Source organism: Streptomyces sp. NBC_01190 (genome assembly GCF_045039895.1).
Lineage (GTDB): Bacteria > Actinomycetota > Actinomycetes > Streptomycetales > Streptomycetaceae > Actinacidiphila.
On the sequence record NZ_CP108580.1, the window covers coordinates 5,061,740 to 5,074,238 of the forward strand.

The 12,499-nt window shown below is 68.8% G+C and carries 8 protein-coding genes; 6 read left to right on the top strand and 2 right to left on the bottom strand.

Annotation, left to right across the window (positions count from 1 at the left end; translation table 11 throughout):
• The first annotated feature begins 22 nt into the window (after nucleotides 1-22).
• The 6 genes from OG519_RS21225 (at nucleotide 23) to tuf (ending at nucleotide 9,309) form a co-directional block, all read left to right on the top strand.
• Nucleotides 23-3,940, top strand: coding sequence for a DNA-directed RNA polymerase subunit beta' (locus OG519_RS21225; protein ID WP_405586260.1), 3,918 nt, complete (start codon nucleotides 23-25; stop codon nucleotides 3,938-3,940).
• Nucleotides 3,941-4,116: 176 nt separating this feature from the next.
• Nucleotides 4,117-4,551 (top strand): DUF1707 and DUF4190 domain-containing protein, encoded by a 435-nt coding sequence (locus OG519_RS21230; RefSeq protein ID WP_405586263.1) that lies wholly within the window; start codon nucleotides 4,117-4,119, stop codon nucleotides 4,549-4,551.
• Between the two features lie 377 nt (nucleotides 4,552-4,928).
• Nucleotides 4,929-5,300: a 30S ribosomal protein S12 gene (gene rpsL, locus OG519_RS21235; RefSeq protein WP_014144289.1), complete on the top strand. Its 372-nt coding sequence runs from the start codon at nucleotides 4,929-4,931 to the stop codon at nucleotides 5,298-5,300.
• A gap of 2 nt (nucleotides 5,301-5,302) precedes the next feature.
• Nucleotides 5,303-5,773, top strand: coding sequence for a 30S ribosomal protein S7 (gene rpsG, locus OG519_RS21240; protein WP_073492360.1), 471 nt, complete (start codon nucleotides 5,303-5,305; stop codon nucleotides 5,771-5,773).
• A gap of 39 nt (nucleotides 5,774-5,812) precedes the next feature.
• Nucleotides 5,813-7,939, top strand: a complete 2,127-nt coding sequence (fusA, locus tag OG519_RS21245) for an elongation factor G (RefSeq protein ID WP_405586267.1) — start codon at nucleotides 5,813-5,815, stop codon at nucleotides 7,937-7,939.
• A gap of 176 nt (nucleotides 7,940-8,115) precedes the next feature.
• Nucleotides 8,116-9,309 carry an elongation factor Tu gene (gene tuf / locus OG519_RS21250; protein ID WP_405586270.1) on the top strand — a complete coding sequence of 398 codons (1,194 nt, stop codon included), beginning with the start codon at nucleotides 8,116-8,118 and terminating at the stop codon, nucleotides 9,307-9,309.
• Nucleotides 9,310-9,541: 232 nt separating this feature from the next.
• On the opposite strand, the gene OG519_RS21255 is transcribed toward tuf, so the two are convergent.
• A complete protein-coding gene (locus OG519_RS21255; protein ID WP_405586272.1) occupies nucleotides 9,542-11,344 on the bottom strand; it encodes a hypothetical protein in 1,803 nt (600 codons plus the stop codon).
• Nucleotides 11,341-12,048, bottom strand: a complete 708-nt coding sequence (locus OG519_RS21260; RefSeq protein ID WP_405586275.1) for an ABC transporter ATP-binding protein — start codon at nucleotides 12,046-12,048, stop codon at nucleotides 11,341-11,343. The genes OG519_RS21255 and OG519_RS21260 overlap by 4 nt, the downstream gene beginning before the upstream one ends.
• Between the last annotated feature and the right edge of the window lie 451 nt (nucleotides 12,049-12,499).

A 12,499-nucleotide genomic window follows, 5' to 3' on the forward strand; every position in this document is an offset into this window, starting at 1 on the left:
CCTGAGAGGGATTGACGACACAGTGCTCGACGTCAACTTCTTCGACGAGCTGCGGATCGGCCTGGCCACCGCGGACGACATCCGGACCTGGTCGCACGGCGAGGTCAAGAAGCCCGAGACCATCAACTACCGCACCCTCAAGCCGGAAAAGGACGGGCTCTTCTGCGAGAAGATCTTCGGCCCCACCCGGGACTGGGAGTGCTACTGCGGTAAGTACAAGCGTGTCCGCTTCAAGGGCATCATCTGCGAGCGCTGCGGCGTCGAGGTCACTCGCGCCAAGGTGCGCCGTGAGCGGATGGGCCACATCGAGCTGGCCGCCCCCGTCACCCACATCTGGTATTTCAAGGGCGTCCCGTCGCGCCTCGGCTACCTGCTCGACCTCGCCCCGAAGGACCTGGAGAAGGTCATCTACTTCGCGGCGTACATGATCACGTGGGTCGACGAGGAGCGCCGCACCCGCGACCTGCCGTCGCTGGAGGCCCAGGTCTCCGTCGAGCGCCAGCAGGTCGAGCAGCGCCGTGACGCCGACGTGGAAGGCCGCCAGAAGAAGCTGGAAGCCGACCTCGCCGAGCTGGAGAACGAGGGTGCCAAGGCCGATGTGCGCCGCAAGGTGCGCGAAGGTGCCGAGCGCGAGATGAAGCAGCTCCGCGACCGTGCCCAGCGCGAGCTGGACCGCCTCGACGAGGTGTGGGCGCGCTTCAAGAACCTCAAGGTCCAGGACCTGGAGGGCGACGAGCTGCTCTACCGCGAGCTGCGCGACCGCTTCGGTACGTACTTCCAGGGCTCGATGGGCGCCGCGGCGCTCCAGAAGCGTCTTGAGTCGTTCGACCTGGACGAGGAGGCCGAGCGCCTCCGCGAGATCATCCGCACCGGCAAGGGCCAGAAGAAGACCCGCGCGCTCAAGCGCCTCAAGGTCGTCTCCGCGTTCCTGCAGACCACCAACAAGCCCGGTGGCATGGTGCTGGACTGCGTCCCGGTGATCCCGCCGGACCTGCGTCCGATGGTCCAGCTCGACGGTGGCCGCTTCGCCACCTCCGACCTGAACGACCTGTACCGCCGGGTGATCAACCGCAACAACCGCCTGAAGCGACTGCTCGACCTCGGCGCGCCCGAGATCATCGTGAACAACGAGAAGCGGATGCTCCAGGAGGCCGTCGACGCGCTCTTCGACAACGGCCGTCGCGGCCGCCCGGTCACGGGCCCCGGCAACCGTCCGCTGAAGTCGCTCTCCGACATGCTCAAGGGCAAGCAGGGCCGCTTCCGGCAGAACCTGCTCGGCAAGCGCGTCGACTACTCCGCCCGTTCGGTGATCGTCGTCGGCCCGCAGCTCAAGCTGCATCAGTGCGGGCTGCCCAAGGCGATGGCGCTCGAACTCTTCAAGCCGTTCGTGATGAAGCGCCTGGTCGACCTGAACCACGCGCAGAACATCAAGTCGGCCAAGCGGATGGTCGAGCGCGGCCGTACGGTCGTGTACGACGTGCTGGAAGAGGTCATCGCGGAGCACCCGGTGCTGCTCAACCGGGCACCGACCCTGCACCGCCTCGGCATCCAGGCCTTCGAGCCGCAGCTCGTCGAGGGCAAGGCCATCCAGATCCACCCGCTCGTCTGCACCGCGTTCAACGCGGACTTCGACGGCGACCAGATGGCCGTGCACCTGCCGCTGTCCGCGGAGGCGCAGGCCGAGGCCCGCATCCTGATGCTGTCCTCGAACAACATCCTGAAGCCGGCCGACGGCCGTCCGGTCACCATGCCCACCCAGGACATGGTGCTCGGCCTCTTCTTCCTGACCACGGACTCCGAGGAGCGCGAGGTCATCGGAGTGGGCCGGGCGTTCGGCTCCACCGCCGAGGCGATCATGGCCTTCGACAACCGGGAGCTGTCGATGCAGTCCCCGGTCGACATCCGCTTCCCGGTGGGCACCGTCCCGCCGCGTGGCTGGACGCCGCCGGAGCCCGCCGAGGGCGAGGCCGACAGTGCGGACGCCAGGCCGTACCAGCTCGGCGACTCCTTCCGGCTGCGCACCACGCTGGGCCGCGCGATCTTCAACGAGCTGCTGCCCGAGGACTACCCGTTCGTGGACCAGCCGGTCGGCAAGAAGCAGCTCTCCGAGATCGTCAACGACCTCGCCGAGCGCTACCCGAAGGTGATCGTGGCGGCGACGCTCGACAACCTGAAGGCGGCGGGCTTCCACTGGGCCACCCGGTCCGGTGTCACGGTGGCCGTGACCGACATCGTCGTGCCCGAGGCCAAGAAGGCGATCATCGCCTCCTACGAGGCGCAGGACGAGAAGGTCCAGAAGCAGTACGAGCGCGGTCTGATCACCAAGCAGGAGCGGTCGGACGAGCTGATCCAGATCTGGACCAAGGCGACCAACGAGGTCGCGGTGGCGATGAACGCCAACTTCCCGCGGACCAACCCGATCTTCATGATGGTCGACTCGGGCGCCCGCGGAAACATGATGCAGATGCGGCAGATCGCCGGTATGCGCGGTCTGGTCTCGAACGCCAAGAACGAGACCATCCCGCGTCCGATCAAGGCGTCCTTCCGTGAGGGCCTGTCCGTGCTGGAGTACTTCATCTCCACCCACGGCGCCCGAAAGGGTCTGGCCGACACCGCGCTGCGTACCGCCGACTCGGGTTACCTGACCCGTCGTCTGGTGGACGTCTCGCAGGACGTCATCATCCGTGAGGAGGACTGCGGCACCGAGCGCGGTCTGAAGCTGCGGATCGCCGAGCGTGGCCAGGACGGCACGCTGCGCAAGACCGACGACGTCGAGACCAGCGTGTACGCGCGGATGCTCGCCGAGGACGTGGTGGTGGACGGCAAGGTCGTCGCGCCCGCCAACGTCGACCTCGGCGACGTGCTGATCGACCAGCTCGTGCGGCTGGGGGTCGAGGAGGTCAAGACCCGCTCGATCCTCACCTGCGAGTCGGCGGTGGGCACCTGTGCCTACTGCTACGGCCGCTCGCTGGCCACCGGCAAGCTGGTCGACATCGGCGAGGCCGTCGGCATCATCGCGGCCCAGTCGATCGGTGAGCCCGGCACTCAGCTCACCATGCGTACCTTCCACACCGGTGGTGTGGCCGGTGACGACATCACGCAGGGTCTGCCGCGTGTGGTCGAGCTCTTCGAGGCCCGGGTCCCGAAGGGTGTCGCCCCGATCTCCGAGGCGGCCGGCCGGGTCCGGATCGAGGAGACCGAGAAGACCAAGAAGATCGTGGTCACCCCGGACGACGGCGCCGAGGAGATCGCCTACCCGATCTCCAAGCGCGTCAAGCTCCAGGTCGGCGAGGGAGATCACGTCGAGGTCGGGCAGAAGCTCACCTACGGCGCGACCAACCCGCACGACGTGCTGCGGATCCTCGGCCAGCGTCAGGTGCAGATCCACCTGGTGCAGGAAGTGCAGAAGGTCTACAACTCGCAGGGTGTGTCGATCCACGACAAGCACATCGAGATCATCATCCGGCAGATGCTGCGCCGGGTGACGATCATCGAGTCGGGTGACGCCGAGCTGCTGCCCGGTGAGCTGGTCGAGCGCGGCCGGTTCGAGCAGGAGAACCGCCGGGTGGTCACCGAGGGCGGTCACCCCGCCTCCGGCCGTCCGCAGCTCATGGGTATCACCAAGGCGTCGCTGGCCACCGAGTCGTGGCTGTCGGCGGCCTCCTTCCAGGAGACCACCCGGGTGCTGACGGACGCGGCGATCCACGCCAAGTCCGACTCGCTGCTGGGCCTGAAGGAGAACGTCATCATCGGCAAGCTGATCCCGGCCGGTACGGGCCTGTCCCGCTACCGCAACATCCGGGTGGAGCCGACCGAGGAGGCCAAGGCCGCGATGTACTCGGCCGTCGGCTACGACGACATCGACTACAGCCCCTTCGGCACCGGCTCCGGCCAGGCGGTCCCGCTGGAGGACTACGACTACGGCCCGTACAACGGCTGACGGTCGGATGTGAAGCGGTAGTGCGGTGAATGGGGCGGCCGTCCCGGGACTTTCCCGGGGCGGCCGCCCTTCGCGTGGTGGCCCCGCCGCGGGGCCCGCCACGCGAAAGGCGGGGCGCCCGTGTCACATCCGGGATTCGGCGCATGATCTGGGCCGGTTTGCGGCATGCTGAACACATGCTGGCCGGTGACGCGGATCGGGATCGTGCGGCGAACGTCCTGAAGGACGCCTTCGCCGAGGGACGGTTGAGCCCTGAGGAGTACGAGGAGCGGATCGGCCGGGCGTACCAGGCGCGTACGTACGCCGAGCTCGACCACCTGACCGCGGACATCCCGCGCCCCAGGGTGGCCCCGCTGCCGCCGGTTCTCTTCGTCCCACTCTCGCAGCGGACCAACGGCAAGGCCATCGCCTCTCTGGTCCTGGCCCTGGTCGGCTGGCCACTGTGCGGCGCCGGCCCCATCGCCGCGGTCGTCCTCGGCCACACCGCCAAACGCGAGATCCGCCACACCGGCGACCGCGGCGACGCTATGGCCACCGCCGGCCTCATCATCGGCTACCTCACCCTGGCCCTGCTGGTAGTGGGCCTCATCACGGGGGCCATCGGGAATTAGCGGCGGCCGGACGGGCGCTGAGACGGCCAGGGGACGCTGTGAGGCGGCCTGAGGTGGCCTGAGACGGCCGGACGGCGGGTCGGCGGGCTCCTGCGAGGGCACCGGACGTTCGGTGGGTGAGACGCCGGGCCATTGGGGCCGTATGCATTTGTTTTGACCGCAGGGGATGCGGTAGGTACGCTCTCATCTTGTGCCTGGGGTGTGCCCGGGTTCTTGCGCGTGCCATGCGACCGCGTGGGGACACCGCGGCCGCGACACCCGCCAAACGCACTTCTCCGTTGGCTCGGATATGTGCGGGGTGCGCGACACACCCGACCGCGTGGGTCGGTACCCCAGGTTAGATGTATCGAGATCGGCACACAGAAACCGGAGAAACGGTGCCTACGATCCAGCAGCTGGTCCGGAAGGGCCGGCAGGACAAGGTCGAGAAGAACAAGACGCCCGCGCTCAAGGGTTCCCCCCAGCGTCGTGGCGTCTGCACGCGCGTCTACACGACCACCCCGAAGAAGCCGAACTCGGCGCTCCGCAAGGTCGCGCGTGTGCGTTTGACCAGCGGCATCGAGGTCACCGCTTACATCCCGGGTGAGGGCCACAACCTGCAGGAGCACTCGATCGTGCTCGTGCGCGGCGGTCGTGTGAAGGACCTGCCGGGTGTTCGTTACAAGATCATCCGTGGCTCTCTCGACACGCAGGGCGTCAAGAACCGTAAGCAGGCGCGCAGCCGCTACGGCGCCAAGAAGGAGAAGTAAGAATGCCTCGTAAGGGCCCCGCCCCGAAGCGCCCGGTCATCATCGACCCGGTTTACGGCTCCCCTCTGGTGACGTCGTTGGTCAACAAGATCCTGCTGCACGGCAAGCGCTCCACCGCCGAACGCATTGTGTACGGCGCCCTCGAAGGTGTCCGTGAGAAGGCCGGCGCCGACCCGGTCATCACGCTGAAGCGCGCGCTGGAGAACATCAAGCCGACCCTTGAGGTCAAGTCCCGCCGCGTCGGCGGCGCGACCTACCAGGTGCCGGTCGAGGTCCGTCCGGGCCGACAGAACACGCTGGCGCTCCGCTGGATGGTCGGGTACTCCCGCGCTCGTCGCGAGAAGACCATGACCGAGCGCCTGATGAACGAGATCCTCGACGCCAGCAATGGCCTGGGTGCTTCGGTGAAGCGCCGCGAGGACACGCACAAGATGGCCGAGTCCAACAAGGCCTTCGCGCACTACCGCTGGTAGTCACCACCCACATCGAGACCGAGAGAAGACTGAGCCACTATGGCCACCACTTCGCTTGACCTGGCCAGGGTCCGCAACATTGGGATCATGGCCCACATCGACGCGGGCAAGACGACGACCACCGAGCGGATCCTGTTCTACACCGGCGTTTCGTACAAGATCGGTGAAGTCCACGACGGCGCTGCCACCATGGACTGGATGGAGCAGGAGCAGGAGCGCGGCATCACGATCACGTCCGCCGCGACCACCTGTCACTGGCCGCTCGAGGATGTCGACCACACCATCAACATCATCGACACCCCGGGCCACGTCGACTTCACCGTCGAGGTGGAGCGTTCGCTCCGCGTCCTCGACGGCGCGGTCACGGTGTTCGACGGCGTCGCCGGTGTGGAACCGCAGTCCGAGACGGTCTGGCGGCAGGCCGACCGCTACGGCGTGCCCCGTATCTGCTTCGTCAACAAGCTCGACCGCACCGGCGCCGAGTTCCACCGCTGTGTCGACATGATCGTGGACCGCCTCGGCGCCACCCCGATCGTGATGCAGCTCCCGATCGGTGCCGAGGCCGACTTCAAGGGCGTCATCGACCTCGTCACCATGAAGGCCCTGGTGTGGTCCGCCGAGGCGACCAAGGGCGAGATGTACGACGTCGTCGACATCCCGGCCACGCACACCGAAGCGGCCGAGGAGTGGCGCGGCAAGCTGCTGGAAGCCGTCGCGGAGAACGACGACGCGATGATGGAGCTGTACCTGGAGGGCACCGAGCCCACCGAGGAGCAGCTCTACGACGCGGTCCGCCGTATCACCATCCACTCCGGCAAGGGCGGCGGCACCACCGTCACCCCGGTCTTCTGCGGCAGCGCGTTCAAGAACAAGGGTGTCCAGCCGCTGCTCGACGCGGTCGTGCGCTACCTCCCCTCCCCGGTTGACGTCGAGGCCGTCGAAGGCCACGCGGTCAACAACGCGGAGGAGATCATCAAGCGCCGGCCGTCGGACGACGAGCCGCTGTCCGCTCTCGCGTTCAAGATCATGAGCGACCCGCACCTGGGCAAGCTCACCTTCATCCGGATCTACTCCGGTCGCCTTGAGGCGGGTTCGGCCGTGCTGAACTCGGTGAAGGGCAAGAAGGAGCGCATCGGCAAGATCTACCGCATGCACGCGAACAAGCGTGAGGAGATCGAGTCGGTGGGCGCCGGCGACATCGTCGCCGTCATGGGCCTGAAGCAGACCACCACCGGTGAGACGCTGAGCGACGACAAGCAGCCGGTGATCCTGGAGTCCATGGACTTCCCGGCGCCGGTCATCCAGGTCGCCATCGAGCCCAAGTCCAAGGGCGACCAGGAGAAGCTCGGTGTCGCCATCCAGCGGCTCGCCGAGGAGGACCCGTCCTTCCAGGTGCACTCCGACGAGGAGACCGGCCAGACGATCATCGGCGGCATGGGCGAACTGCACCTTGAGGTGCTGGTCGACCGGATGCGGCGCGAGTTCAAGGTCGAGGCCAACGTCGGCAAGCCGCAGGTCGCGTACCGCGAGACCATCCGTAAGACGGTCGAGCGCATTGACTACACCCACAAGAAGCAGACCGGTGGTACCGGTCAGTTCGCCAAGGTGCAGATCATGCTCGAACCGCTCGAAGGCGGCGACGCCACCTACGAGTTCGTCAACAAGGTCACCGGTGGCCGTATCCCCAGGGAGTACATCCCCTCGGTGGACGCGGGCGCCCAGGAGGCCATGAAGTTCGGCATCCTGGCCGGCTACGAGATGGTGGGCGTCCGCGTCACCCTGCTCGACGGCGGTTACCACGAGGTGGACTCCTCCGAACTGGCGTTCAAGATCGCCGGCTCGCAGGCGTTCAAGGAGGGCGCTCGCAAGGCGAGCCCCGTGCTCCTCGAACCGATGATGGCCGTCGAGGTCACCACGCCCGAGGACTACATGGGCGACGTCATCGGCGACCTCAACTCCCGCCGTGGCCAGATCCTGGCCATGGACGAACGCAGCGGTGCCCGGGTCGTCAAGGGCCTGGTTCCGCTGTCGGAGATGTTCGGCTACGTCGGTGACCTGCGGTCGAAGACCTCAGGCCGGGCCAGCTACTCCATGCAGTTCGACTCCTACGCCGAGGTTCCGCGGAACGTCGCCGAGGAGATCATCGCGAAGGCCAAGGGCGAGTAGTACCTCGTTTAGGCTTGACAGCAGGCTATCTGGGCATTCCGTCGCAATACGGTGGGGCGATCCGCGAGGATCATCCCGACGGACAACGGCGGAATGCCCCGGCGGTCGGCATTCCAGCAAAGATCACCTGGCGCCGATGAAGCAAGGCGTACAGATCCACTCCCAGGAGGACCCCAGTGGCGAAGGCGAAGTTCGAGCGGACTAAGCCGCACGTCAACATCGGCACCATCGGTCACATCGACCACGGTAAGACCACGCTTACCGCGGCGATTACCAAGGTGCTGCACGACGCGTACCCGGACCTGAACGAGGCCTCGGCCTTCGACCAGATCGACAAGGCTCCTGAGGAGCGCCAGCGCGGTATCACCATCTCCATCGCGCACGTCGAGTACCAGACCGAGTCGCGTCACTACGCCCACGTCGACTGCCCCGGTCACGCGGACTACATCAAGAACATGATCACCGGTGCCGCCCAGATGGACGGCGCGATCCTGGTGGTCGCCGCGACCGACGGCCCGATGCCGCAGACCAAGGAGCACGTGCTCCTGGCCCGCCAGGTCGGCGTCCCCTACATCGTGGTCGCCCTGAACAAGGCCGACATGGTGGACGACGAGGAGATCCTGGAGCTCGTCGAGCTCGAGGTGCGTGAACTCCTCTCCGAGTACGAGTTCCCGGGCGACGACCTTCCGGTCGTGCGGGTCTCCGCTCTCAAGGCGCTCGAGGGCGACAAGGAGTGGGGCGAGAAGCTGCTCGGCCTCATGGCGGCCGTCGACGAGGCGATCCCGACCCCGGACCGCGACGTCGACAAGCCGTTCCTGATGCCGATCGAGGACGTCTTCACGATCACCGGTCGTGGCACGGTCGTCACCGGCCGTATCGAGCGTGGTGTGCTGAAGGTCAACGAGACTGTTGACATCATCGGCATCAAGGAAGGCAAGACCACCACCACGGTCACCGGCATCGAGATGTTCCGCAAGCTGCTCGACGAGGGCCAGGCCGGTGAGAACGTCGGTCTGCTGCTTCGCGGTATCAAGCGCGAGGACGTCGAGCGCGGCCAGGTCATCATCAAGCCGGGTTCGGTCACCCCGCACACCGAGTTCGAGGCGCAGGCGTACATCCTGTCCAAGGACGAGGGCGGCCGTCACACGCCGTTCTTCAACAACTACCGTCCGCAGTTCTACTTCCGTACCACGGACGTGACCGGCGTGGTGACCCTCCCCGAGGGCACCGAGATGGTCATGCCGGGCGACAACACGGCGATGTCGGTTCAGCTCATTCAGCCGATCGCCATGGAAGAGGGTCTGAAGTTCGCCATCCGTGAGGGTGGCCGGACGGTGGGCGCGGGTCAGGTCACCAAGATCAACAAGTAGCCCTTGCGGGCCGCTTGACCTGAGAAGGGTGCCCTGCGTTGCTCTTACGGCAGCGCGGGGCACCCTTCTCTTTGTTTTTGGGGTACGGGGGAGGGGGTGGGTGGTGCGGTCCCTCCCCGACTGCCGCCCGGTGGTGGGTTGCCCGCGCAGTTCCCCGCGCCCCTGACGGGGCCCGGGTGCGTTTACGGGTGGGGGTGCGCAACAGCGCAAGCACCGCGGGGTGCCCACTAGGTCAGTGGGTGAGCAGGCGGTTCGCCGCTTGGCGGGTCAGGGAGAGGAGAAGCCACGTCAGCGCGACGCTCGCGCATACGGTGGAGGCCACAGCCCCCCGCGTCACCCCATGAAAAAGCGCCAGCGCCAACGCGCTCACCGAAAGAATCGGCCCCGCCGCGTACCAGCCGAGAAAGATCAGCGGCCCCGGCCCGCCCACCGGACTCCCCCCGCCCAGAAACATCAGATGCGTACGGGCCGGCCCCCGGCACGCCCCATAAAGCGCCGCCGCGGCGAACGGTGGCGCGCACAGCGGCAGCAACAGCAGCGCCCACGGCGCCCCGTGCGCGGCGAACGGCACCGCGGCCACCACCCCGAGCAGCACCCCCAGCCCGGCCGGCACCACCGCGTGCTGAACCATCAGGCTACGGAAGCGAAACGGCGACCACGACGACCGCCGCAGATCATCCGTCTCCAGCCGGGCCGGCTCCGCCAGCACGCCGACCGCGAGGTACCCGCACAGCAGCCCGAGCACCAGCCCGACGCCCCGCCGCTCACCCCCGAGATCCGCGCCGAACCCGGCGAGCGCGACCGCCGCCACCGCCCACAGCGCCGCCTTGCCGAGCCGCCCCGGCGCCCGCAGCAACGTCATCGCGTCCCGCCAGACCACCACCAGATACCGGCTGCGCGGCAGCGGGAGCCGGATCCCGGGTGCGCCGCCGTCGCCCGCCCCGGCGTCCATCAGCGCCAGCTTGGCCGCGCGCAGCTCCATCGACCAGGCCACGGAGGCCACCGTGGTGGCCGTCGCCGCCCGGCTCCGCAGCTCGGCGGACGGTACCTGACCGGCGTCCCGGTGGGCCTGGGCCAGCGCGGCACCGGTGGCCGCCAGCAGCAGGGCGAGCGCGGCCGGCCAGCCGGGAGCATTGCCGCCGCAGGCCCGTACCACCGGCTGGGCGGCCCAGCCCCACGGCCCGGACCACAACTCCACCCACTCCAGCGCCCGCACCCGGTGCCCACCGCCGGCCAGCCCGGTCTGCGCGGCCAGCGCGCCGAGCAGCAGTACGGCGGGGGCGGTCCAGCGGCGGACCCGCCGTGCCCAGTGGGGCCGCCGCTCCACCGCCATGCCGAACGCGGTCGCCAGCAGCGGCAGGCAGAGCGCCGCGGGAGCCACGGCGAGCAGGGCGTAGCCGATCGGCGCCAGCCCGGTGACCCGCAGGGCCACGCCCGCCGCCACGCCGCCCAGCACCCCCGGCAGGAGGGCGAGCCCGGCGGACAGCCGGAACCAGGGCCGCAGGACGGCCGCCCGCCGTACCGGCTGCGCCAGCAGCCACCCCACGGACGGTGCCGGCAGCACGACCGGCCCCCGCCAGAGCGCGTCGCGGGCGGCGAGCAGCGCGAGGGTGAGGGTGAGGGCGGTGAAGAGCGCGGGCAGCCCGCGCTGTACGTCCGCGCCGTAGCGGCCGTAGCCGGCGCCTTCGGAGAGACCGCGCAGGGAGTGCACGACGAGGCCGCTGCCATAGGCGACGACGCCGAGCAGGACGCAGTACGCCATCACCGCGAGGTCCTGGCCGCGCTGCCGCCGGTGGGCCCTGCGTTTCCGCCGGAGCCACTGGACCGTCTCGGCGGTGCGGTCGTCGTCCGCCGCGGACCAGGTGTGCTCGTCCCACAAGTCCGCGGCAGGCTCGGCGGGTTCGGCGAGATCCGTGGCCCCGGCGTCCTTGGCGGCCTCGGCGCTTTCGCGCTCGCCCGGCGCGGATGCGACGCCCCCTAGCCCGCCCGGCTCGCCCAGTTCCCCCGGCTCGCCCGGTACGGCCGGCGCCGTCATGCCCGGACGCCGAGCTGCCGCAGCACCGCGGCCGGCGGGCCCTCGGCGATCACCTGACCGTCTTCCAGCGCGACCATATGATCCGCGACCGCGATGGCGAGGTCGGCCTGGTGGGTGGCGAGCAGCACCGCCACCCCGTCCCGCTTCTCGGCGCTGAGCAGCTCCGCCAGCCGCTCCCGGGCGCCCGGGTCGAGCCGTTGCTCGGGCTCGTCGAGCACCATCAGGTCGCGCGGGCGGACCAGCGCGGAGGCGAGCAGCAGCGACTGCATCTGGCCGGAGGAGAGCGCGCTCGGCAGTGCGTGGGCGTGTTCGAGGAGCCGCCGGTCGGCGAGCACCTGGTCGATCCAGCCGGCCGCGTCGTCAACGGCGTGCGCCACGGTGACCAGTTCGAGGTGTTCGCGCACGGTGAGGTCCGGATAGCAGGCCACCGTGTCACCGACCACGGCGACCCGGGCCCGTACCTCCGGGTCGTCCTCGCTCATCCGCCGCCCGGCGAACAGCACCTCACCCGTGGTCGGCGCGTCCCGCCCGCTCGCTATCCGCAGCAGCGTCGACTTGCCCGAACCGTTGTGCCCGAAGAGCGCGGTGCACCGCCCGGCCCGCAGCTCCAGATCCAGCGGACGCAGCGCCACCCGTGCCCCGTACGTCCGGCTCACCTTCCGCAGCCGCAGCAACCCACCCCCACCGCTCCCCGCCGCCACCATCGCGCTCCCCACCTCGCCTCACCCCACCCGACTTTCCGCAGACCCTAGCCCGCCCGTCTGTCAGCGGCGGATCCACAAGGCCGGGTCGCCCGGGGCGCCCTGGTCCGCGGCGCGGGGCCGGGGAGGTTTGGGGGGTGATCACCCCGGGGTAAGCTACCGCGCTCGATTGGCGTCGGGTACGGGGTGTATGGCAGACTACCCAAGTTGCTCGGTCGAGCGCCGATGCTGCGCGCCTCCCGTCGGGGGGACCGGAAGCGAGTCCCACAGTACTCGTCGTCTTATCTGCCTGATGGGCAGCACTGGGACGGACGTACGGGAATCTTCCGGGAAGTGTCAGTGCGGTTCCGACCAGGCATCCGGTGGGTGTTCTCTCCCACGCAAACCCTTCGGGCAGGGATTTCCGCATGCGCGGAAAGCTATGGCGAGGGGCGCGACACGCCCGACCGCGTGG

Bases quoted from the DNA above. Each gene is read 5' to 3' on its own strand.
- OG519_RS21230 (WP_405586263.1), top strand. From the start codon at position 4,117: ATGCTGGCCGGTGACGCGGATCGGGATCGTGCGGCGAACGTCCTGAAG.
- rpsG (WP_073492360.1), top strand. From the start codon at position 5,303: ATGCCTCGTAAGGGCCCCGCCCCGAAGCGCCCGGTCATCATCGACCCG.
- fusA (WP_405586267.1), top strand. From the start codon at position 5,813: ATGGCCACCACTTCGCTTGACCTGGCCAGGGTCCGCAACATTGGGATC.
- OG519_RS21255 (WP_405586272.1), bottom strand. From the start codon at position 11,344: ATGACGGCGCCGGCCGTACCGGGCGAGCCGGGGGAACTGGGCGAGCCG.
- OG519_RS21260 (WP_405586275.1), bottom strand. From the start codon at position 12,048: ATGGTGGCGGCGGGGAGCGGTGGGGGTGGGTTGCTGCGGCTGCGGAAG.